General features: G+C 52.0%; 24 protein-coding genes. 15 read left to right on the forward strand and 9 right to left on the reverse strand.

Annotated elements, in window-relative coordinates:
• Positions 1-233 precede the first annotated feature (233 nt).
• On the reverse strand, positions 234-1,202 hold the full coding sequence (locus tag ACFFSY_RS11960; RefSeq protein ID WP_377494114.1) for a helix-turn-helix transcriptional regulator: 969 nt from the start codon (positions 1,200-1,202) through the stop codon (positions 234-236).
• Between the two features lie 105 nt (positions 1,203-1,307).
• On the opposite strand from ACFFSY_RS11960, the gene ACFFSY_RS11965 reads away from it, so the two are divergent.
• The 4 genes from ACFFSY_RS11965 (at position 1,308) to ACFFSY_RS11980 (ending at position 3,413) form a co-directional block, all read left to right on the forward strand.
• Positions 1,308-1,787 carry a GyrI-like domain-containing protein gene (locus ACFFSY_RS11965; protein ID WP_377494930.1) on the forward strand — a complete coding sequence of 160 codons (480 nt, stop codon included), beginning with the start codon at positions 1,308-1,310 and terminating at the stop codon, positions 1,785-1,787.
• A 23-nt stretch (positions 1,788-1,810) separates the two neighbouring features.
• Positions 1,811-2,233, forward strand: coding sequence for a DoxX family protein (locus tag ACFFSY_RS11970; RefSeq protein WP_377494116.1), 423 nt, complete (start codon positions 1,811-1,813; stop codon positions 2,231-2,233).
• A gap of 207 nt (positions 2,234-2,440) precedes the next feature.
• Complete coding sequence (locus ACFFSY_RS11975) at positions 2,441-2,920, forward strand: GyrI-like domain-containing protein (RefSeq protein WP_377494118.1); 480 nt, start codon at positions 2,441-2,443, stop codon at positions 2,918-2,920.
• Positions 2,921-2,945: 25 nt separating this feature from the next.
• Positions 2,946-3,413 (forward strand): DUF8821 family protein, encoded by a 468-nt coding sequence (locus ACFFSY_RS11980; protein ID WP_377494120.1) that lies wholly within the window; start codon positions 2,946-2,948, stop codon positions 3,411-3,413.
• Between the two features lie 99 nt (positions 3,414-3,512).
• On the opposite strand, the gene ACFFSY_RS11985 is transcribed toward ACFFSY_RS11980, so the two are convergent.
• On the reverse strand, positions 3,513-3,872 hold the full coding sequence (locus tag ACFFSY_RS11985) for a winged helix-turn-helix transcriptional regulator (protein ID WP_377494122.1): 360 nt from the start codon (positions 3,870-3,872) through the stop codon (positions 3,513-3,515).
• Positions 3,873-4,006: 134 nt separating this feature from the next.
• Here ACFFSY_RS11985 and ACFFSY_RS11990 point away from each other — a divergent pair, with 134 nt between their 5' ends.
• Positions 4,007-4,639: an NAD(P)H-dependent oxidoreductase gene (locus ACFFSY_RS11990; protein ID WP_377494124.1), complete on the forward strand. Its 633-nt coding sequence runs from the start codon at positions 4,007-4,009 to the stop codon at positions 4,637-4,639.
• A gap of 202 nt (positions 4,640-4,841) precedes the next feature.
• The gene (locus ACFFSY_RS11995; RefSeq protein WP_377494126.1) at positions 4,842-5,171 is read left to right on the forward strand and encodes a hypothetical protein; all 330 of its coding nucleotides are present in this window, start codon (positions 4,842-4,844) and stop codon (positions 5,169-5,171) included.
• An 87-nt stretch (positions 5,172-5,258) separates the two neighbouring features.
• Here the strand turns inward: ACFFSY_RS11995 and ACFFSY_RS12000 are convergent, their stop codons facing one another.
• On the reverse strand, positions 5,259-5,981 hold the full coding sequence (locus ACFFSY_RS12000; RefSeq protein WP_377494128.1) for a YheC/YheD family protein: 723 nt from the start codon (positions 5,979-5,981) through the stop codon (positions 5,259-5,261).
• A 25-nt stretch (positions 5,982-6,006) separates the two neighbouring features.
• A complete protein-coding gene (locus ACFFSY_RS12005) occupies positions 6,007-6,660 on the reverse strand; it encodes an MmyB family transcriptional regulator (RefSeq protein WP_377494130.1) in 654 nt (217 codons plus the stop codon).
• A gap of 237 nt (positions 6,661-6,897) precedes the next feature.
• On the opposite strand from ACFFSY_RS12005, the gene ACFFSY_RS12010 reads away from it, so the two are divergent.
• The gene (locus tag ACFFSY_RS12010; RefSeq protein WP_377494132.1) at positions 6,898-7,686 is read left to right on the forward strand and encodes a hypothetical protein; all 789 of its coding nucleotides are present in this window, start codon (positions 6,898-6,900) and stop codon (positions 7,684-7,686) included.
• Complete coding sequence (locus ACFFSY_RS12015) at positions 7,680-8,159, forward strand: hypothetical protein (protein WP_377494134.1); 480 nt, start codon at positions 7,680-7,682, stop codon at positions 8,157-8,159. The genes ACFFSY_RS12010 and ACFFSY_RS12015 overlap by 7 nt, the downstream gene beginning before the upstream one ends.
• Positions 8,160-8,258: 99 nt before the next feature.
• Here ACFFSY_RS12015 and ACFFSY_RS12020 read toward each other — a convergent pair whose 3' ends face one another.
• Positions 8,259-9,020, reverse strand: a complete 762-nt coding sequence (locus tag ACFFSY_RS12020; protein ID WP_377494136.1) for an SDR family oxidoreductase — start codon at positions 9,018-9,020, stop codon at positions 8,259-8,261.
• A 7-nt stretch (positions 9,021-9,027) separates the two neighbouring features.
• Positions 9,028-9,399 (reverse strand): MerR family transcriptional regulator, encoded by a 372-nt coding sequence (locus tag ACFFSY_RS12025; protein WP_377494138.1) that lies wholly within the window; start codon positions 9,397-9,399, stop codon positions 9,028-9,030.
• Between the two features lie 235 nt (positions 9,400-9,634).
• On the opposite strand from ACFFSY_RS12025, the gene ACFFSY_RS12030 reads away from it, so the two are divergent.
• The 4 genes from ACFFSY_RS12030 (at position 9,635) to ACFFSY_RS12045 (ending at position 12,280) form a co-directional block, all read left to right on the forward strand.
• Positions 9,635-10,075, forward strand: coding sequence for an SRPBCC family protein (locus tag ACFFSY_RS12030; protein ID WP_377494140.1), 441 nt, complete (start codon positions 9,635-9,637; stop codon positions 10,073-10,075).
• Positions 10,068-10,541: an EVE domain-containing protein gene (locus ACFFSY_RS12035; protein ID WP_377494933.1), complete on the forward strand. Its 474-nt coding sequence runs from the start codon at positions 10,068-10,070 to the stop codon at positions 10,539-10,541. The genes ACFFSY_RS12030 and ACFFSY_RS12035 overlap by 8 nt, the downstream gene beginning before the upstream one ends.
• Complete coding sequence (locus tag ACFFSY_RS12040; RefSeq protein ID WP_377494142.1) at positions 10,522-10,965, forward strand: MarR family winged helix-turn-helix transcriptional regulator; 444 nt, start codon at positions 10,522-10,524, stop codon at positions 10,963-10,965. The genes ACFFSY_RS12035 and ACFFSY_RS12040 overlap by 20 nt, the downstream gene beginning before the upstream one ends.
• A 247-nt stretch (positions 10,966-11,212) precedes the next feature.
• On the forward strand, positions 11,213-12,280 hold the full coding sequence (locus tag ACFFSY_RS12045; protein WP_377494144.1) for a sensor histidine kinase: 1,068 nt from the start codon (positions 11,213-11,215) through the stop codon (positions 12,278-12,280).
• Between the two features lie 157 nt (positions 12,281-12,437).
• Here the strand turns inward: ACFFSY_RS12045 and ACFFSY_RS12050 are convergent, their stop codons facing one another.
• A complete protein-coding gene (locus ACFFSY_RS12050) occupies positions 12,438-13,124 on the reverse strand; it encodes an ArsR/SmtB family transcription factor (protein WP_377494146.1) in 687 nt (228 codons plus the stop codon).
• 91 nt (positions 13,125-13,215) lie between these two features.
• Between ACFFSY_RS12050 and ACFFSY_RS12055 the strand changes: the two genes are divergently transcribed.
• Complete coding sequence (locus ACFFSY_RS12055) at positions 13,216-14,085, forward strand: DMT family transporter (RefSeq protein ID WP_377494148.1); 870 nt, start codon at positions 13,216-13,218, stop codon at positions 14,083-14,085.
• A gap of 212 nt (positions 14,086-14,297) precedes the next feature.
• On the opposite strand, the gene ACFFSY_RS12060 is transcribed toward ACFFSY_RS12055, so the two are convergent.
• Together ACFFSY_RS12060 and ACFFSY_RS12065 are read right to left on the reverse strand one after the other, a co-directional pair.
• Positions 14,298-14,807: a dihydrofolate reductase family protein gene (locus ACFFSY_RS12060; RefSeq protein WP_377494150.1), complete on the reverse strand. Its 510-nt coding sequence runs from the start codon at positions 14,805-14,807 to the stop codon at positions 14,298-14,300.
• Positions 14,807-15,694: an alpha/beta fold hydrolase gene (locus ACFFSY_RS12065; protein WP_377494152.1), complete on the reverse strand. Its 888-nt coding sequence runs from the start codon at positions 15,692-15,694 to the stop codon at positions 14,807-14,809. Before ACFFSY_RS12065 ends, ACFFSY_RS12060 begins: the two co-directional genes overlap by 1 nt.
• 139 nt (positions 15,695-15,833) lie before the next feature.
• Here ACFFSY_RS12065 and ACFFSY_RS12070 point away from each other — a divergent pair, with 139 nt between their 5' ends.
• Together ACFFSY_RS12070 and ACFFSY_RS12075 are read left to right on the forward strand one after the other, a co-directional pair.
• A complete protein-coding gene (locus ACFFSY_RS12070; protein WP_377494154.1) occupies positions 15,834-16,196 on the forward strand; it encodes a winged helix-turn-helix transcriptional regulator in 363 nt (120 codons plus the stop codon).
• A gap of 444 nt (positions 16,197-16,640) precedes the next feature.
• Entirely contained in the window at positions 16,641-19,040 is a 2,400-nt protein-coding gene (locus ACFFSY_RS12075) for an S-layer homology domain-containing protein (RefSeq protein ID WP_377494156.1), read from the forward strand.
• Positions 19,041-19,052 lie beyond the last annotated feature (12 nt).

Raw genomic sequence — 19,052 nt, forward strand, 5'->3', positions numbered from 1 at the left:
TTCCTCCTACAAAACATGGTTATGGAAATTGTACCCAAATGTTTTTGCTTTAGCAAGGTGCTGGTTAAGCGTATTCAAGGAACGTGCCGTTTACATACAGCGTGATAAACCGTATTACAAGTAGGGCGAAAATGATCGCCCTTAACCTCGTGAAGCGTGGAAATGGCATCTTCGAAAAATCGAAACTACGCGATCGCTGCATGTTCAATGCATTTTACAGCCGGTAGCGAGGGTTAATGACTTCCCCCCAACAGATCCACTCTCTCCTGCAACCCCTCTACAACTTCCTTCGGGATTTCCCTCACCTTGATTTCCCCGCCTAAGAAAAGCAGCCAATTGATGATTTCCGCCAATTCATCCGGATGATGAACATTGATGAACGTCTTCAAGATAGCCGTGGTTTGAAAAGGATTCGTATAGGAAATGGTGATTTTTAATGGATGGTACTTTTTGAACTGGGCAATCGCCTTGGGACCGAGCTCGAGGACCAGGTTGATGGCTTCTTCCTGCTTGCTTAGCTGTTCTACGATCTTCTTCTTGCTTATTCGTTTTTTCTCGGGGTTGGGTTTGACATCGGTGAGATGGTCGACGGGAATAATCCGCCGCTTCTCCTCCGCCAGGTCGAAGCCTTCAATTTGCCATGAGCTTTTCTCGCGATAAAGGCGCATGAGATAAATCGGATAAGACTGGATTTCTCTTCTTTCTTCGACGGTAACCACTAAGTAGCGGTCTTCAAGAAGAATCCGGATAAGCTGCTCTAACATCGGATGGGGCAGATCGGATAGATCCAGCAGGTCAGGATTGTGGGGATTCGTACCTTCGAAGAGGAGGATTTGATTTAACAGGACAAGATCGTCCTGCTGATTCTGGGAGATGAGGCCGAGCAATTTCTCCGCCAAAGAGTGGCGGCTCTTGAGATAAGGGAGCTGCAGATTACGTGTGGCCATGAAGGCGATAAACAGCGCTTTGATCTCATTATCGGTAAAGCGGACCGTGGGCAGGACGGAGTTGCTCATGACAAAGTAACCCCCGTCCCTTCCGACTTCGGCGACGAGCGGCATGCCCATGGCTTCAATTTCCCGGATGTCTCGAATCGCCGTCGAACGGGAGATGTTAAACTCCTGCATGATTTCCGAAATGGTAAAATGGGCGCGGTTGTTGATGTACCGCATGATGATGTTAATCCGTTCCACTTTTTTCATGGGGCCCTCTAAACGGTATCATTTTTTGACATGATTTATCGTTATTATAAACCCATGAAGCGAAAAAACAAACGATTGAATCCAATCAAAAAAGGAGCTGGAAAGATGGCAGCACACACTGTTGAGGCGAAAGACAGCTTTATCGTTGTAGGTGTCGGAACGGAACTTGCGAGCGCGTACACGGACTATGCCGGCATGCCCATGGAAAAGGAAAACTTCTGGCGGACCGTAGAGCAGGATGGAAGGCTTGACGCCTTAAAGGCTGCCGCTGCGAACGACTACATCTTTGCTGTCAACGAATTGGTAAACGGTAAGCGGATGTATTACGCCGGCGTCATGACGGAAGCATCGGTACCGGAAGAACATCGCGCGATCCAATTCCCCAAGGGACAACACCTCGTCATTAAGGGCGAAGGGAAGACGGCTGATGAACTCAGCAGTAAGCTTACCGGCATTGCCTTTGGTCAAGTGCTGCCAGCGGCTGATAACTTCGCCTATGTCGGCGGCCCCAATGCAACGGTTGAGATGGGGCAGCGAGACGGGCTCGTGTATGGGGAAATGTGGATTCCGGTTGTGGAGAAGTAAACAAAATCAAAGGAGGAATTGAAATGAATACGATTACCGGTCATGAAAAAATCACGAAGGTTAAATCCCGTCCGATCGGAAGGACGGCCGCGTATTGGACCGTCACCATCATTCTCGCATTCTCTATTGCTTTGAGCGGGATCGGGCAATTGATGCGGTATGGCGGCAACGTCGATTTAGTGACCGCTATTGGGTTCCCGTTATATATCACGAACATTCTCGGGGCTTGGAAATTGCTTGGCGTCATTGCGATTGTAATGCCAGGGTACCCTCGGCTAAAAGAGTGGGCGTATAGCGGTATCTTCTTTCTCATGACAGGTGCAGCCTTATCCCATGTGTTCGCTCATGATTACGGCGATGGCGGATTTCATGTTATTCTTCCGCTGTTCTATGCCGCGCTTGGCATCGCCTCCTGGGCGCTGCGTCCGAAAAGCCGCAGACTCTAATAGAAGTGAAATTAACGCCAGCCGCTTCGGGAATCCGATAGACTTTCCCTACCAAAAGGCACTAATATTTAGGTAGGGAAGCTGCGGGAGAGAACAATGGGCGTAGAGCGCAAAACAGGTTCATATTTTGACATAATTCATGGTTATGATAGACCTATTAAGTGAATAACAAATCAATGGATTCATTCAAAAAAAGGAGCTGGGATTATGGCAACGTATACCTTTGAGGAAAAAGACAGCTTTATCGTGCTTGGTATTGGAACGGAACTGAAGAGCAATTACACGGATTATGCCGGCATAAATAAGGAGAAAGAAAACTTTTGGCGGTCTGTGGAGCAGGATGGAAGGCTTGACGCGTTGAAGGCGATTGCGGCGAACGACTATATCTTTGCCGTGAACGAAGCGGTCAATCACAAGATGATGTATTATGCGGGCGTCATGACAGATTCATCGATACCGGAAGAACACCGCGTGATCCAATTCCCTAAGGGACAATACCTCGTCGTTAAAGGCGAAGGGAAGTCGGCCGATGAGCTCAGCAGTATGCTCACGGGCATTGCCTTTGGTCAAGTCTTGCCGGCAGCCGATCATTACGCCTATGTTGGCGGGCCCAATGCAACGGTTGAGATGGGGCAGCGAGACGACCTGGTGTATGGGGAAATGTGGATTCCGGTTGTGGAGAAGTAAACGAGGATCAGAAGGAGGAATGATGATGTTCACTGTCGTTGATTTTAAACATGTGTCTGCGGCTGGTCTTGAATCTTCGCCGGTAGCAGAAGCGTTGGCTGGATTGCGTGCGAATGAAGCCCGTTACTTCATGAACAAATACAAGCACGAATTTACGACCGTACCCGCCAGCGAGAGCCAGGAGACGCTTGATTATGTGAATCGCGTGTTGAAAGAAGAACGGGGTATCGCGTTTGCGGCCAAACCGCTGGAAACAGCGCGTTTTCAAGTCGAAAATATCAACTGGGCCTTCGTCTTCTATGAGGACGGTCTAGCGGTCAACGTCCTGTATACGGTGGATGATCCGAAGAAGCGGGCCGTAGGGTTTAAGCTATCCGAGGGGATGGAGGTTCCCAAGGAGCTGGAAGAGAAGAAATTCAAATTCGCAAGACAGAAGTCCAAACTGGCAGGGACCATTCGAGGCTCGTTCTTCGTTATTAAAGGAGAATATTGAAGCGCAACATTTAATAATAACGCTTGGCGGCCAAAACCATTGGATAGGACCGGCATGGATGTATAAACAAAATGAAACGGACTAGCGTCATGTCGAACGCTAGTCCGTTTCATTTTGTTCACGCTGCGCCTTGATGAGCCGCTTTCGCTCCATATGGGCCGCTCCCCATTGATGTAAGGTTTCCAACACCGGCGCCAGGCTCTGGCCGTATTCCGTGATGGAGTATTCCACTTTCGGCGGGATTTGCGGATAAACCACCCGTGTAACGATCTCATCCGCCTCCAATTCGCGCAGATGAAGCGTAAGCATCCGTTGCGTGATATCGGGCAGCAATCGTCGCAGCTCATTGAACCGCAAAGGTTTGCCTTGAAGCAAATGATAAAGAATGACCGGTTTCCATTTGCCGACGATCGAATCCAGCGCCGCAACGAATTGACATTGGGGAGGGTTCTTTTGCATACGGTGGCCTCCGTAACAGTACCTTTTTTTATACTATACCACATAATTGTTCCTTCTTAACATAAGTAAGTAAATATACTATGATCGGATTGGAAAGTGTATTTACTCCAGCTATAGAAGGGAAGTTATCATTTATGGCAACGATACTGTATATCACCGCCCATCCCCTTGATCATCAGGAGTCCTACAGCCTCGCGGTAGGCCAAGAATTTATTGAAGCATACCGTGAAGTAAATCCAGCGGATGAGGTTGTTCACCTGGATCTGTACCAGGAGAATATTCCACCGTTCGATGCGGATGTTTTACGCGGTTGGGGTAAGCTTCGATCGGGTGTATCATTCGATCAATTGTCTGATGCGGAGAAGTCAAAAGTAACGCGTCTTGAGGAAATTGTGGATCAGTACGTAGCTGCCGATAAGTACGTGTATGTGTCCCCCATGTGGAATTTCTCGATCCCGCCGGTTATGAAAGCATATACGGATGTGACTTCCGTTCCGGGTAAGACATTTCGATACACGAAAGACGGCCCTATAGGTCTGTTGCCTGGCAAGAAAGCCTTACACATCCAAGCCAGCGGTTCTGTTTATTCGGAAGGCCCTTTTGCTGCGGTTGAAATGGGATACAGCTATCTTGCCAAGATTTTGAAGTTCTATGGAATTGAATCGATTGAGCCGCTATTTGTTGAAGGAACGTCGTCAGTAGAGCAAGCCCCAGCTATTAAAGAAAAAGCAATTGCTCGTGCCAAGGAAATCGCCAAACGCTTCTAATAGGGAGCGGAATCGGCCCAGATAAGGGCTGCTGTAATCGATCTATAATTCTCGAACCACCTGTTTAACGACGCGGGTGGTTCTTTTTGTTCCTCGCGGCCATTGGACAAACGCACTTTTTTCTCTTGTCCACGTTTATACCATTCCAAATACGACTCTATTGCATGTAATGGACTATATCAAAAACAAGGAGGTTTTGAAGATGGGAAATAGACCAGGTGGCGGTTATGACCCCATTCAGATTGCTAACTCCACTCCGTATAATGCGTTTGGAAGAATTGAGTATGCATCCATCTTTTGTAGTGACGACACTTACAGTGTTGGGGGTGGCAACACGTTCACAGCTCCTGGCCGTGGCGTCTGCCTGCTGACTAAAATCACCGCAACGGTTGTAACGCCGAGCGGCAATATTGAAGCAGAACCTTATACTTCTTCCGGTACTTCTTTCAGCCAGTTTGCCATTATACAGGTGGGAGTAAACCGGTTCCAAGTAACGCGCATTGTAACGGCGGCGTCCAAAAAACGCAAGTAAAAACCCAAGCGGGGCATAATCAAGAACAGGTGCCAACTATGAAAAGACGACTGGCCAATGATGAGAAGGCCGGTCGTCCTTTTCTTTTCAATGCTTCTTATACCACAGTATTCTGCGATGCATCGAGGAATCTTTCAAGCGGCGGAAGGGGCGCAAGTCCGGTTGATAATTGCCCTCGATGATCCAGACCCGACATTTCCTGTCGATGCCGATATCGAATCCGACTTGTCGAAGCTTGGGGTAACGCTCTCCCAGTCGCTTAGCAGCCAACAGTGCGATCCGTTCTGCTTTGACAAGCAAGCGCCGATCACCGATTCGGGCTAATTTGAGCGCCTCCAGCACGGGAATCGTCCGACTAGCCACATTCGTGACCAGATATCCCTGCGCGGCAACTTTCGCGTATGAGCCTGTCACCTTCCAAGGGGATGAAGAGCCTTTTTTTCGCTGCGTCATGATCCGAATGTCGAACGGCTTGCGCTTAATTTGGGCAAGCTGCAGACGCCTTTGGACGATATAGCCGCGGCCTTTGTGTGTTTTACGGAGCCATTGAAGTAACTTCTCGGTGTCTCTCAGGGTAGCTGCATTCTGCTCGTTCTGAATACGATAGGCATTCGCGCCGTTTCGTTCAATGAACACGATATCCCTGCCATAACGCCCGTTGCGAGGTTTCAGTACGACGCTTGGATGCTGCAGCAGCATCTTCGATAGAGCGTTCTTCTTCAGCAACCGTGTTTTGGGCAAGCGTCCGGCGAGAGCGGATGCACGGCGAAGGATGCGATATTGCAACCACTTGTCTCTTTTAATGGACATTAGAGTCACAGCCTTTTTCGATCTTCTACGGTAATTCTAAGTCGAATTCGTAGTCCGCATAAGTGGCTATTCGTCCATATTCATCGTTGCAGTAGCCATCCCGCCAAGGATGGCTCTTCAAACTTGCCGTTATAGGTCTTGCCTGTCCAGCTCCAGTAAACGCAATAATCGCTCCTCCGTGCCTGTACCGGATGCAATTCACCAGCCTGCTGCGGTAATCCGAAGCTAAAAACATAATGTTCATCATATTGCGTTCGTGGTCCGGCAGACTGCCGAAATCGGCTACGATCAGCTCTGCCGCCCGATTCCAGACGATAACATCCGTACCTTCGTCCGTGATAAAAGAAGGATAATGCAGTTGATCTACGATTCGCTGCAAGATGCCCGTATCCGGCCCCCCGCTGTTCGTCGCGGTGACGGCGCTCGTCGCGTCAACATTGGCCAGATCGAACAGATGCTTCTGCTCGTCTTCGTCAAGCTGAAGCGCTTTGCTAATACTTAGCAGCACTTCCGGCGAAGGATTCACCTCCTTGCCTTGCTCCAGCCAGGTATAGTACGTCACGCTTATATGGGCAAGATAAGAAACTTCTTCTCTTCGAAGCCCTGGCGTGCGTCTTCGTCCGGGCAGCGGCTGGACCCCCGCCTCCGAAGGCTGTAACCGTCCCCAGCGCGATTTCATGAATTCACCCAAGGCCCTGATCATGGCACGCATGTCAAAACCCAAAAGACACGGATAACCGGCCCTGTAGCACGCTGGCAGCATGCCGATTCCTATAGTCTGCCGCCCGCTTGGCCAGAGCAAGATTCGCATGGCCGAGGTTTGAACGGCACGTTTGCGGGCGAAAATGAAATGTGCACAGAACGAAATGTTCGGCAGGTCTGGGTGCTAGAATTAGACGGAATCGGAGAGATCATTTTGTTCAAGAACAGCTCGCCGCGCAAACCGAGGATGCTGCTCAGCGGCAACGGGATTACGTATATATGGCGGCGCAACCCGTATATCGTCATGTGGTGGTCGGCTGCTTTTCCTGGTTTTGGGCACATCTTGATGAATCAATACGCACGTGGTCTGCTGCTTACGTTATCGGAAGTCGTAATCAATACGCTTGGTCATGTGAACGAAGCTATGGTCTATACGTTTTGCGGACAATTCGAGCGGGCGACTTCAACCCTCGAACCTCGTTGGATGTACGGTTATTTGATCGTTTATTTGTATTCCATCTGGAACAGCTACCGTACCGCATTCACCATGAACCGACTCAGCCACTTAGCGGAGCTTGAGAACATACAGATGGCTAGGGTGCACATCTCGATCCCTGAAATTCATTATCTAGAGAGGAAAAATCCGATCATGGGCGCCTTTTGGTCGCTCCTCTTCCCCGGACTTGGTTTTTTCTATAATCAACGCGTATTTCTTGGTATCTATGCGCTCGTATGGTGGTGGATTAAAGCCACGATGGCGCAGTATTACGATTCGTTATACTTGCTGTTATCCGGGCGTATTCAGGAATCCGTCGCTGTCCTCGATCGCCAGTGGTTATTGTTCATGCCCTCGGTTCTTGGGGGCTCCATCTACTACGCCTATATTCAATCCGTGGATCAAAATCATATGTTCATGACCGAACAAAAGCAGTTTTTCGCCGAACAATATAAGGGGAAAGTGATTCACCACCTTTTTTCGAAGGAAGGGACAAGGTTATGCTGATTATTAGCACATTCGAGCATACCCTTCAACTCGAGCAAGCTTTGGCGGTATTGGAAAAACGGGGAATCCATAAGGAAAGTATATTGGTCGTGCCCATGGATCAATATGATCAAAGTCCGCATCGGCTTACAATCCGGGCAGAGGATATTAAAGTTAGAGGATTTGAGATCGGGATGGCTGCCGCAACGGCCTTTGGCGTTATTGGAGCAAGCATCGGATTCCAATTGCAATGGGGGCCGATTGTTTGGGGACTCCTGTATGCTTTAATTGGCTTACTCCTCGGATTTGGTGCGGTCTATCTGCATCGTGTATGGAAAGGGGAACGCCCGATCTCGCGTACGCCCCGAAGACCCCAACCGGAGGTTGCCGTGATTGTCTACTGCAGCGAAGCCTATTCCGACGTTGTGCGAGATGTGCTTTGGCAATATCGGGCCATCTCGGTGGGGGACGCGGCGGAACCTGCACCATCTTGACAGAAGGCAATGTTGGGGGAACCGTACCATAGATAGGCCGCAAACAAAGAAACTCGCCACAGTGTTGGCGAGTTTTCTTCGTAGTAGGGTCGTGTTCATCTATTCAATCCCATTTTTCGTTGCCGCATACATATTGGCTGCGTACTCGTCGATCTCATCGCGCGACATGCGTAAGCGAGCCACGGAAGTGCCATATCCAATCTCTTGTTTACCTTCTTCTAAGCCTTTGAAGATGCCATCTGCGAAGTCATCTAACGGTTCGCCATGGACATGCAGTCCCGATCCGCCCAAATCTGTATTTACGGCAGGGGGAGCGACTTCAATGACTTCGACGGAAGTCTCGGAAAGCTGATGTCTCAGGCTCATGGTAAAAGAATGAAGCGCCGCTTTGGTTGCGGAATAAATCGGGGCAATCGCAAACGGCGTGAAAGCGAGCCCGGAGGTTACGTTAATGATCGTCGCGTGTTCTTGCGCTGCAAAAAACGGAGCGAACAGCATAGAGAGATGAAAAGGGGCTTCGATATTCGTCGTAATTTCTTGGTTGAAATACCCCCAATTGTTCTTCACATCGGCTTTCAACAGATTGAAACGTTGTTGAATCCCTGCATTGTTCACGAGCACATTCACTTCCGGATAGTTGGCCGTTACCCAATCGAACAAGGCGATACGATCGGATTCCTTACTCAAATCGCTTGCGTGCGTGATGAGGCTCGGCAGTTTCTCCTTCGCAAGCTGAAGCGCATGTTCACGTCGTCCCGTAACAATGACGGTATTACCGGCTTGAATGAAGCGTTCGGCAAAAGCCAATCCGATTCCCGTACTTCCGCCCGTAATTAGAATGGTATTCCCTGAAAGTTTCATGACAGCCTCATTCTCCTTTATTATCGCGGTGTGTGTAACGATTAATTTTGTAGTCAATCCCTGTTAAGGACTCGGTCATCAACGAAATTTCGGCCAGCACGGCTTGCTTGTGATGCTGCATCATGGCAAGTCGTAATGCGATGGTGCTATCTCCTTCTAAGACCCAATCTATATACTGCTTAATATGATTTATGGGCATGTGCGTGTTTTTTAGACAAATAACGGTTCCAAGGAGCGAAATTTGATCTTCTGAGAATAGCCGCCTGCCGGCTGCATCACGTTCAATGAGCGGCAGCAGTCCCTTTTTCTCATAATAGCGTAACGTGGATTCCGGAATATTGAATTTGGCTGCAGCCTCGCTTATGGAACAATACTTCATGGTGACCTCCAAGGTGGATCTTTCTTTGTCGACAGGAATAGAATACGTCTTAAACCATGGTTGAAGTCAACAGCGTTTATTTTGGTGGGCTGATTCCGGTTGAGGAAACGAGCAGGAGACGGCCCGACCGTACCGATACCCGGCCGCCAGTTCTCGTGTCTATAACGAAATAGTATTGACACATATTATATGCATAGATATAATATGTACAAATACTAATTGAGGAGTGATGTAAATGTGGCAGTTTGAGCATTCGCTTACGACGAAGGCCAAGGCGGAGACGATTTGGGGGCTATACAGCGATATTACGACTTGGACAACGTGGGACAAAGGGATCGTAAGCGCTTCGCTGGAGGGGCCGTTCGTTCAGGGAACGAGAGGCTTCTTGCAGCCGGAAGGCCAAGAGCCTCTTCCTTTTGAGCTTACGGAGGTCAACCCCCTGCATGGATTCTCGGACATAACCGATATTCCGGCTGCAGGCATTCAAGTTCAATTTACGCACCTTCTGGTGGAGTCGGAGGGGAAGACGCAGATTACCCATAAGGTAAAGATCACGGGACCGAACGCGGAACAATTGGGGCCTAAATTCGGGGCCCACATGGTAGAAGGCATCCCTAATACGATGGAGGGACTGGCTGCACTGGCACTGGAGAAGGAACGTGGTCAAGGTGAATAAGCAGGTAGAACAATCCCGCCGATACTGGATTGGCGTTGTCTCCGCTTCTCATGTGTCCAGGGGAGTAGCGGGCGGTTTCGCCCAGCTTTGTCATGGGAAGGCAGCGCCCCTAAGGCGGATGCGAGCCGGGGATTGGCTGATTTATTACTCACCCCGCACAGATATGAGGGACGGGGAGCCTCTGCAGGCCTTCACGGCGATCGGGCAGGTAATGGATGACAGAGTATATGAATACCAGATGTCCGAGTCGTTCATCCCATTTCGCCGCAACATTCGTTATACTGACTGTAAGGCAACGAAGATCAGTTCGCTGCTGGAACAGCTTAGCTTCACGCGCGGCGAGAGGAATTGGGGCTATAAGTTTCGATTTGGCCACTTTGAGATCTCGGAGCAAGACTTTCGGGTCATCGCGGATGCCATGTTGAACAGCGCGGTGGGAGGGGTACATGAGCTCGGAATTCAATAACGAAGAGGAAAGTCCCGGCTTTATGCTGTGGCAGGTCACGAACCTATGGCAGAAGGCGATACGCAATGCATTGGATCCATTTGAATTGACCCATCCGCAATTCGTGCTGCTGTTCTCCTGCAAATGGCTGAATGAACGCAGCGATCACACGGGCATTACCCAGGTTCAATTAGCCCAGCATGCACAGATGGACGTTAATGTCACGTCGCAGGTGGTGAGGACGCTCGAGAAGAAGGGTTATATCGAGCGCCGGCCTCACCCGACGGATTCCCGCGCGAACATGATTTCCGTCACGAAGGCGGGGGACGAGGTAGCCTCGAAGGCCGTTCAGGCTGTAGAAAGGGAAGACCGGGCCTTTTTCTCCAGCCTTGGCCATGAGGTGGGGGACATGAACCGACTTCTACGGCAGCTTGCGAAGCGGTAGACATGGGCCTCTTTTGCACCTACAGGAGGGAATCGTCGCTCCGTGGCGCCATCCTAAAGTTATGAAGGCCATCCCCAAAGGATGGTCTTCATTGTTTTCATCCGCGCCAACGATTACGTCCGGACACCTTGGCGTACAAATCATCACAATACAATAAACAAACCGTCACAATATGCGAAGTGCTCGTTTGTGTCTGGGACGAAGATGATACACTTTGATCATGGATATACACTTGGAGGTGTCTGATATGCCGAAACTTCGCCTTCGCTCGCATTCTTTGCTCAGCTTGGGACTCCTGCTGCTGCTGCCATGGGTGTTCTTCGTCATTGTATTTTTTATCACTACGCAATCGCTGCATATTGGAGAGGAAGGGACAGGTTCCAATACGATACCCCTGATCGCTGCATTCGGAGGACTGCTGCTTGCCTTCGCGATTGTCGGCTTGCGCATGCAGCGGCTTCTTCTCAAGCCGCTTGAGGGATTGGGCCTTGCAGCTCGGCAAATCGCAGGAGGCGACTGGGATGTTCAGCTGCCCCAATCGACCATTCGAGAGATCGCCGATGTGCGAGATGGGTTTGAAGTTATGGTGCAGGGGCTGCAAGATTCGCAATGGAAGCAGGCGAAGCTGGAAGAGGAACGACGGTTCATCATCGCGGCCGTGGCGCATGACTTGCGGACGCCGTTGTTTGCTTTACGCGGATATTTGGACGGATTGGAGCAAGGCATAGCGCAGACGCCGGATCAAATCTCGAAATATGTGGCCGTGTGCAAGCAAAAATCAGCGCAATTGGACCGGCTGGTCGAGGATCTCTTCACCTTTACGAAGGTGCAGTATCAGGAGGCCAATTTAAGCGAGCACACATCCGACTTTGGCGATATTATTCAAAAGTCGATAGACAGCTTAGAGCCGCTCGCGCAATCCAAACAAATCACGATCCACGTCCACGCCGCGCCGGATGACTATCGGATTCGAGCGGATTCGCATTTACTGGAGCGCGCATTAAGCAATTTGCTGGACAATGCCGTTCGGCATACGCCGGTTTACGGACAGATTCTCGTACAATACCGCAAGGACCAAGACCGGGTGACCTTCGCCATCCACGATTCCGGACAAGGCTTCGCGGCGGAGGAGCAGGAGCAGGTGTTCGAACCGCTCTTCCGAGGGGAGAAATCGAGAAATCGCGCGACGGGAGGGGCCGGACTGGGACTAACCATATCGAGGCGAATCCTTCGACAGCACGGAGGGGAGCTTGCGGCAGGCAATCACCCGACAGGCGGCGCCATTCTCTCGGGCTGGATTCCTGCTGACCGCTAGCGCTTTAACCCTGGGTGAATTTGTGATTTAGGCCAATTGATTAGAGGGAATCATGCCTGCACAGACTTACTCGGTACGTTGACCGGCTAACATGGCATGCGCCCGCAAAAAATACCCTTCCCGATATTCGATAATGGGGAGGGTATTTTGGTTTCGATTATTGTACAAGCTGAAGACCGAATTCGCGATCAAGTCCGTTCATCCCTTCGCGGGTCACCAGAATCGCTCTGCCTTGAGGTAATCGCTCAATCCACTTTAACTCAAAGAGCCGCATCGTTATCGCAGCCCCCAGATAGCCTGCCAAATGATGACGGCGTTCGCTCCAATCCAAGCACTGTCTTGCATAATGGCGGCGCTTGCCCGTGGCGTCATCGGTCTCCGCTCCCCAAGCCTTTAATCCGTCAATGCCTTTCGCGTTAAGCTGATAATCTTTGCCCGACTCCTCGAGCCATCCCAGCGTAACAAGCCGATCGGTGAGCGCGACGCCGACCTCTCCGGCCAGATGGTCGTAACAAGTCCGACAATGCCTCATCCGCTTCAGTTCTTCGGATTCTCGCAGAGAACGAATCGGTTTCGAAGGAGAAATCGCGAGCAATGCCTCGAGGGCGTGTGCGACTTCTTGATTGGCCAGCCGGAAGTACTTGTGCCTGCCATAACGCTCATGAACAAGCAGGCCGCCTGCAACCAGCTTGGCTAAGTGGGAGCTTGCCGTCTGAGGCGAGATGTTGGAGGTGCGGGCGAGATCGCTGGCGGGCAGCGCCTTGCCGCCTAGCAAACTCATCAGCATCCCGAGTCGAGAGGGATCGCCCATTAATTGCGCTGTATCGAGCACATTCGGATTCATCTTTTGCTCTCCCTTGCACCGATTATTCGGCCGTCATCGAAGTATGTACATGGTAGCATAAAGGTATCATTCAACGAAAGAGGTAGCCTCTATGAATCGTTCGCTGTTCGTACTCCTTGTGCTGCTTGCCACTTCGCTAATGGGGTCATCTTTTGCGGTCGGCAAAGTAGGCCTGTCTTACGTATCGCCCTTATTGCTGGTCGGAATTCGATTTGTATTGGCAGGGGGAATCATGGCGCTGGCGGTCCGGTTGCAGCAGCGGCGCTTGCCCGACAGCCTTAAGGATTGGTCGAAGCTTCTTCTCATCGGCGCTTGTCAAACGACGGCGGTTATGGGATGTATTTTCTTAAGCATGCGTACAATCCCAGCCGGAGAGACGTCGATCTTAACGTTTATGAATCCGCTGTTCGTTGTCGTCTTCGGCGTTCTATTCATGAGGCTCCGATATCGGTTCTATCAATGGGTGGGGGTGGTTGTCGGATTTGCGGGTGTTTTCGTTACGCTGGGGTTCCATTTGCAATTATCGACGGGCACGGTACTTGGACTTGGATCGGCGATCGCCTGGGCCGTCGCAACATTGCTGGTCAAGCAATGGGGGGATGGATTCGATCGTTGGGTCTTAACCGCCTATCAGATGCTATTCGGGGGATTGCTGCTGCTGGGACTCGCGTTCACGATGGAAACGACTAGGCTGGTCCTGAATTGGACTGCAATGGGGGTCATCTTGTATCTGGCGCTGCTAGGATCCATTGTCCAATTTGCGACGTGGTACTACTTGCTTGGCAAAGGCGACCCTGGAAGAACAAGCGCGTTCCTGTTCTTGGCTCCGTTCTTCGGCGTGCTATCGGGATGGCTTATTCTAAGAGAACGTATCCACTGGTACGCTTACGTGGGTGGACTGTTTATTTTTCTCGGGATTTTCCTGGTCAATTGGACTAGCGGTAAGAGTAAGAGGCATTAACAGCGGCAGGCATTTGGATCGGCGTGACCATGCTGGCGGCATGCCTCACGCATTTCCGAGTGAAGCATCCAGTCGGGCAAGCGGTGCCAGCGCTCATCCTTACGGTTGTCACGGCTGTCTTAGTCACGGTGTAAGTATGAGCAATGGCAGAGAGGAAGGCACCTTAGGCACCCTTTTGGGGTGCCTTTAATAGTGGCCGTTATCGTACCGTTCTATCGTGCAATCGCATAATGCAGCTGAACGACGCCACCGCCGAGGGGCTTGCAGTCCAGCAGCTCCACGGGCTTATAGCGGTAGTCATTCGTATCGATCAACACATTTAACCCCTTACCCTCCAATACGGGCGCCACATTAAATATCAATTCGTCTACAAGTTCTTGGCCCAGAAAGGCATTGTGGATGTCCGCGCCGCCGCTAATGAGAGCGGTCCGATGACCTTTCTGCTGCAGGTAGGCCAGGGCCTCCTGAGGCGATCTTGCCACCTTAACGCCGGGGATGTCCGCCGCATGCTTGGAAACCACGACAATGTCGATCTCGCCGAATGGTCCCGGACCTCCGCCTGCGCGCATGTTCTCAAAGGTCCGCCGCCCGACAATAAAGTTTCCGGCCGCATTAGCTTGTGTCACGAAGTCTGCCAAGGCCTCTTGTCTCGGCGGGTTCTCGGGACTGGATTGCGCATAGTTGCCGTTGGCGGTTAGCGTCGCCCAAAGTATCGTTTTCATCACATAACTCCTCCTCGTGTTCGGTTGGCTAGTCTTCGAATGGATGCCGCTACCCGATCCGGGCGATCCTCCTGCACGTAGTGCGAGGCATCTTCCAGCACCTCGGTTTCGTGCAAAGGCAGGTGCTTCTGCCACTTGGCCATCTGTTCCAACGGGAATCCGGCACTGTCTTTCGTTCCCCATACAATCTGTGCAGGCAAGTCGCGCAGGTTAACCAGCTTCGTTTCGATTTCGGCTAACCATGTGCGCGCCTTGCGGATATGCCGGGGGAAGACCCAGGTCGGAATTCGCGACTTCGGGGTCGGGAACGGGTCGGTATACGCTTTTCTCAAGCGATCCGTGACTTTCTCGGCATGGTGGATGCCGTGTGGAACAATCGCGCTGGCGAAGAAGTTGCGCCGCGTCTGCAGCCAGTATCCGATCGGCCAGCCGCCCATGGCGAGCGAGAACAATTTCATCGGCAGAATCTTCGCAGGCCAGGCCCACGTATTCATCACGACGATACCGCGCAGGTTCGCCCGATGCCGTACCGCATAGTTCAGGCCAACCGGACCTCCCCAATCTTGAACGACGACGATTACATCCCTCAGATTCAATTGGTGAATCAGGTATTGAACGGTCTCCGATTGCTCTTGCGGGGTAAAGCGGTAGCCGTTAGGAGCCCTCGACATGCCGAATCCGGGGTAGTCGGGAGCGATGAGACGGAACTCTTCGCGAAGCTGTTTGATCACGTTCCGATACAAGTAGGACCATGTCGGGTTACCGTGCAGGAGAAGGACCGTTGGTCCCTGTCCTTCATCAAGGTAGTGGATATAACCGTCACGGTAAGGCATCCAGTGATCCGTGAACGGATACTCCGCCGGATCTACTTCAAATGGTCTATCCATAGCGGGTTCCTCCTCTTTCGTGACTGCCCGAGCCGCGATGTCGTTCTCTGGTTTACATCATAATTCCGGTATGATACTTTTGAAAAGTAGTTACATTTAAGTGCAATAGTTTCAAAAAATGAACTATGGAGTGGTAGCGATGATGGATCGATCATGTCCCGGAACCGTCGAACCGATTCTGGAAATTCTAGATGGCAAGTGGATGCTTCTTCTACTGTTCGAGCTATTCAACGGGAATCGGCGTTTCGGGGAATTGCGCCGCAAGCTTCATCCCATTAGTCCGAAGACGTTGACAGACCGCTTGAGGCTGTTGGAGGAGAAGGGCATTGTAACCCGTACGCTCTATCCAGGGGTTCCGCTGCATGTCGAATATGACCTTACGGAAGCCGGGCAGGGGCTGCAGCCGATTTTCGCCGCGATGTGGACGTGGACGCAAGAGCACGGCGGGCATTTGCGAAGAGAGACGAACGAGGGCGATTCCGAGTCAGAGACGGAGATGTAATGAAGGTAGATGTATTTCAGGCATAATGAGCATGGCTTGCCATGATTGGGCCGCCAATTCAGGGTAATGTAGGGCTTCGTCATGTCGAATACTACCGCAGGCGGCAGTCCGGGCAAAAGTTGAGCGCGCAGATCAAGTCCCGGCACTCGTCGCGGAAGGTCCCGCCGTTATTGCGGGGATCATGACGACGGAGTTTTATCCGATGAAGGCCGTGTTGCCCAAATAACGCATGCGAAAACAATACTAAGGCCTGTCCCGGTTCTCTAGATTTCGGGATAGGCCTTTGGTCTTTTTTGGCGGCATGTCACAGTTACAAAAGTTGCATAAAATCGACATTGATTCCTACTCTTTTGCTATACTATTTCTAGCAATTCACATTGGAGAGGCAGGGCAGCATTTATGTTCAATCGATATCGAATTCGGGCTTCTCTTGGACGGGGAATAATGGCGAAACTCTTAGTCGCCGCATTGCTCCTCAGCATCGTTCAGTGGCATCCGTTCGCCTACGCGGCGGATAATCCGCTAATCAACGGCACCGTGGACGTGACGAACGAAACGGTGACGGCCGATGGCGCGAGCGCAACGTTCGTGACGTTAACGTTCGAGGATGAAGCGGGGCATGTCATCACGCCCGTAACGCCAGATCAGGTGGTATTTAGCGCGACGCGCGGTGTGTTGGAAGGGAACGTGACCCTGTCGGCGAACGGGGAGTACGCCGCGCTGCTGAGAGCGCCGACCTCGGCGGGCGTTTCCTTCATTAGCGCCAAGGTCGACGGGGCTTATTTATCGGATTTGGCCAGAGTCAATTTCATCGCAGGGACGGTTCCATCCCCGGACAATTCCGTGATGACGTCCAGCAGTTCGACTCTTCCGCCGGATGGCACGAGCACGGCGGTGATCAAGGTGCATTTGAAAGACGTGCACGGCAATGACATAGCCGAAGCAGCGGGATCGCTGCAATTGTTCACCACCACGGGAAGTTTGAGTGCCATCTCCCATTCGGCAGTTGGTCGTTATGAAGCGGGATTCGTGACCGCGACGGATGGCGAGCTCGGAAGTATCGAGCTCGATTCCTCGACCCCGCTGGAATTTGCCGATGGGACGGGTAACACGGAGAGCAATGAGGCGGCAGTCGGCGCAGTGCCGGCCATGCTATCGCTTACTTATGTTAGCGAAGGCTACTATGAAGCTACGCTGACGGCTCCCACCGAGGAAGGAACGGCAACCATAACCGGCCAATTGAACGGGACGCCGCTTGCATCGAGCGTCGAGGTCAAGTTCGAGAAAGGCAGCGCGCCGGTAACGGTAAGCCAGGTGAAATTCAGCCCGAACGAATACGCGGTCGAGCTGGGCAAAAGCATCGGTACTACATTGAAGGCGGTCTTGTCGAATGGCGGAGAGCGTGCGATTACGCAGCAAGCGACCTATACCATTGCGGATGCTGCCGTCGCGTCCGTAGACGCCGGAGGGACTGTGACGGGATTGAAGAAGGGCAGCACGCAGCTGATGGCAACGTATGAAGGGTTCTCGGCTGCAGCGCAGATCGAGGTCACCGAACCGGCCGATCCCGGCCAAACGCCGGACCCGGGACCTGACCCCGATCCAAAGCCGAATCCGGATCCAACGCCGAACCCGGGTCCAGCGTCACCGAATCCGGTTACGCCACCGCCTGCTGCGCCAGGACTGAATTTCGATACACTCTCGACGGATGGCGACAGCGGCCGTCTAACCGTTACGGAAGAGGACGTCAAGAAAGGCACGATCGTGCTGGATCTATCCGCCAAAGGGGGACGGATTAGCCTGACGAGCGCCAATATCAAGACCATACGGGCGCTGAATGAAGGAGCGGTTTTGGTCATCCGCAGCGGGACGTCATCGATACATATTCCGGCAGCTGAATTAGACCCGGCAGCGTATAGCAAACAGTTCGGTCTGCCCGAAGAGGCCATCACGTTCAACGTCGTCATCCGCGAACCGGATGAGCCGACCGGACAAGCGATTCGGCAGGCAGCCGAAGAGATGCAGGCTAAAGTGTTGGCCTCTCCAATCGCATTTGACATTCAGGTAACCGGCACGAATGAGCAAAGCGCTTTTATGAGCACGTTCAGCCAGTACGTTACGCGTACGATGCTTGTTGAGGGGAATTCGTTGCCGCCAACGGCGACCGGCGTGTGGTGGGATCCGGCGCGAAACGAATTTAAGTTCGTTCCTACGAGTTTCGAGCAATTGAACGGGCATTGGACAGCCGTCATGAAACGCCAAGGCGCCAGCGTATACGCGGTGCTCGACCGGCCTGCTGCGTTTGCGGATATCCCCGGCCATTGGTCGAGAGCGGACGTAGAGCTGTTAGCTTCCAAGCTGCTCGTGAAAGGAAGAGATGAAGAGACGTTCGCGCCGGATGCCACGATTACAAGAGCGGAGATCGCGGCTCTGTTGGTACGGGCGCTGGGATTGAACGAAGCAAGCGAGCGGACCCCATTCCCGGACGTGGTCGCGGGCGCTTGGTATGAAGCATCGGTGAATACGGCCTATCGGGCTGGATTAATTACCGGTTATGGCGACGGTACGTTCCGTCCGACGCAGCGGATCACGAGGGAAGAATTGACGGCGATCATCGTAAGGGCGATGACCTATACGACCATTACGCCGAAAGGCGAGTTGGCCGATTATCGTCCATATCGCGATCAATCCGTCATCTCCGGCTGGGCGCTGGACAAGGTACAACTGGCCCAACGGGCGGGGATCATTCAGGCGGATGGCAGCTTCCGTCCGCATAGCGACACGACGCGAGCGGAAGCGGTCACCATGCTGGCGAAAATGCTCAAGCTCATAGCATTTCTATAAATTACAGATCCG

Origin of the sequence: Paenibacillus aurantiacus, assembly GCF_042431225.1 — a bacterium.
Classification (GTDB): Bacteria; Bacillota; Bacilli; order Paenibacillales; family Paenibacillaceae; genus Paenibacillus_Z; species Paenibacillus_Z aurantiacus.

Excerpts from the sequence above, each read along its gene's own strand:
- ACFFSY_RS11970 (WP_377494116.1), top strand. The coding sequence starts at position 1,811 with ATGAATACGATTACCGGTCATGAAAAAATCACGAAGGTTAAATCCCGT.
- ACFFSY_RS12025 (WP_377494138.1), bottom strand. The coding sequence starts at position 9,399 with ATGAAGTATTGTTCCATAAGCGAGGCTGCAGCCAAATTCAATATTCCG.
- ACFFSY_RS12020 (WP_377494136.1), bottom strand. The coding sequence starts at position 9,020 with ATGAAACTTTCAGGGAATACCATTCTAATTACGGGCGGAAGTACGGGA.
- ACFFSY_RS12045 (WP_377494144.1), top strand. The coding sequence starts at position 11,213 with ATGCCGAAACTTCGCCTTCGCTCGCATTCTTTGCTCAGCTTGGGACTC.
- ACFFSY_RS12005 (WP_377494130.1), bottom strand. The coding sequence starts at position 6,660 with ATGAAATCGCGCTGGGGACGGTTACAGCCTTCGGAGGCGGGGGTCCAG.
- ACFFSY_RS11965 (WP_377494930.1), top strand. The coding sequence starts at position 1,308 with ATGGCAGCACACACTGTTGAGGCGAAAGACAGCTTTATCGTTGTAGGT.
- ACFFSY_RS12015 (WP_377494134.1), top strand. The coding sequence starts at position 7,680 with ATGCTGATTATTAGCACATTCGAGCATACCCTTCAACTCGAGCAAGCT.
- ACFFSY_RS12055 (WP_377494148.1), top strand. The coding sequence starts at position 13,216 with ATGAATCGTTCGCTGTTCGTACTCCTTGTGCTGCTTGCCACTTCGCTA.
- ACFFSY_RS12000 (WP_377494128.1), bottom strand. The coding sequence starts at position 5,981 with ATGTCCATTAAAAGAGACAAGTGGTTGCAATATCGCATCCTTCGCCGT.
- ACFFSY_RS12075 (WP_377494156.1), top strand. The coding sequence starts at position 16,641 with ATGGCGAAACTCTTAGTCGCCGCATTGCTCCTCAGCATCGTTCAGTGG.
- ACFFSY_RS11990 (WP_377494124.1), top strand. The coding sequence starts at position 4,007 with ATGGCAACGATACTGTATATCACCGCCCATCCCCTTGATCATCAGGAG.
- ACFFSY_RS12050 (WP_377494146.1), bottom strand. The coding sequence starts at position 13,124 with ATGAATCCGAATGTGCTCGATACAGCGCAATTAATGGGCGATCCCTCT.
- ACFFSY_RS11960 (WP_377494114.1), bottom strand. The coding sequence starts at position 1,202 with ATGAAAAAAGTGGAACGGATTAACATCATCATGCGGTACATCAACAAC.
- ACFFSY_RS12040 (WP_377494142.1), top strand. The coding sequence starts at position 10,522 with ATGAGCTCGGAATTCAATAACGAAGAGGAAAGTCCCGGCTTTATGCTG.
- ACFFSY_RS11975 (WP_377494118.1), top strand. The coding sequence starts at position 2,441 with ATGGCAACGTATACCTTTGAGGAAAAAGACAGCTTTATCGTGCTTGGT.
- ACFFSY_RS11980 (WP_377494120.1), top strand. The coding sequence starts at position 2,946 with ATGTTCACTGTCGTTGATTTTAAACATGTGTCTGCGGCTGGTCTTGAA.
- ACFFSY_RS12060 (WP_377494150.1), bottom strand. The coding sequence starts at position 14,807 with ATGAAAACGATACTTTGGGCGACGCTAACCGCCAACGGCAACTATGCG.
- ACFFSY_RS12030 (WP_377494140.1), top strand. The coding sequence starts at position 9,635 with ATGTGGCAGTTTGAGCATTCGCTTACGACGAAGGCCAAGGCGGAGACG.
- ACFFSY_RS12065 (WP_377494152.1), bottom strand. The coding sequence starts at position 15,694 with ATGGATAGACCATTTGAAGTAGATCCGGCGGAGTATCCGTTCACGGAT.
- ACFFSY_RS11985 (WP_377494122.1), bottom strand. The coding sequence starts at position 3,872 with ATGCAAAAGAACCCTCCCCAATGTCAATTCGTTGCGGCGCTGGATTCG.
- ACFFSY_RS12070 (WP_377494154.1), top strand. The coding sequence starts at position 15,834 with ATGATGGATCGATCATGTCCCGGAACCGTCGAACCGATTCTGGAAATT.
- ACFFSY_RS11995 (WP_377494126.1), top strand. The coding sequence starts at position 4,842 with ATGGGAAATAGACCAGGTGGCGGTTATGACCCCATTCAGATTGCTAAC.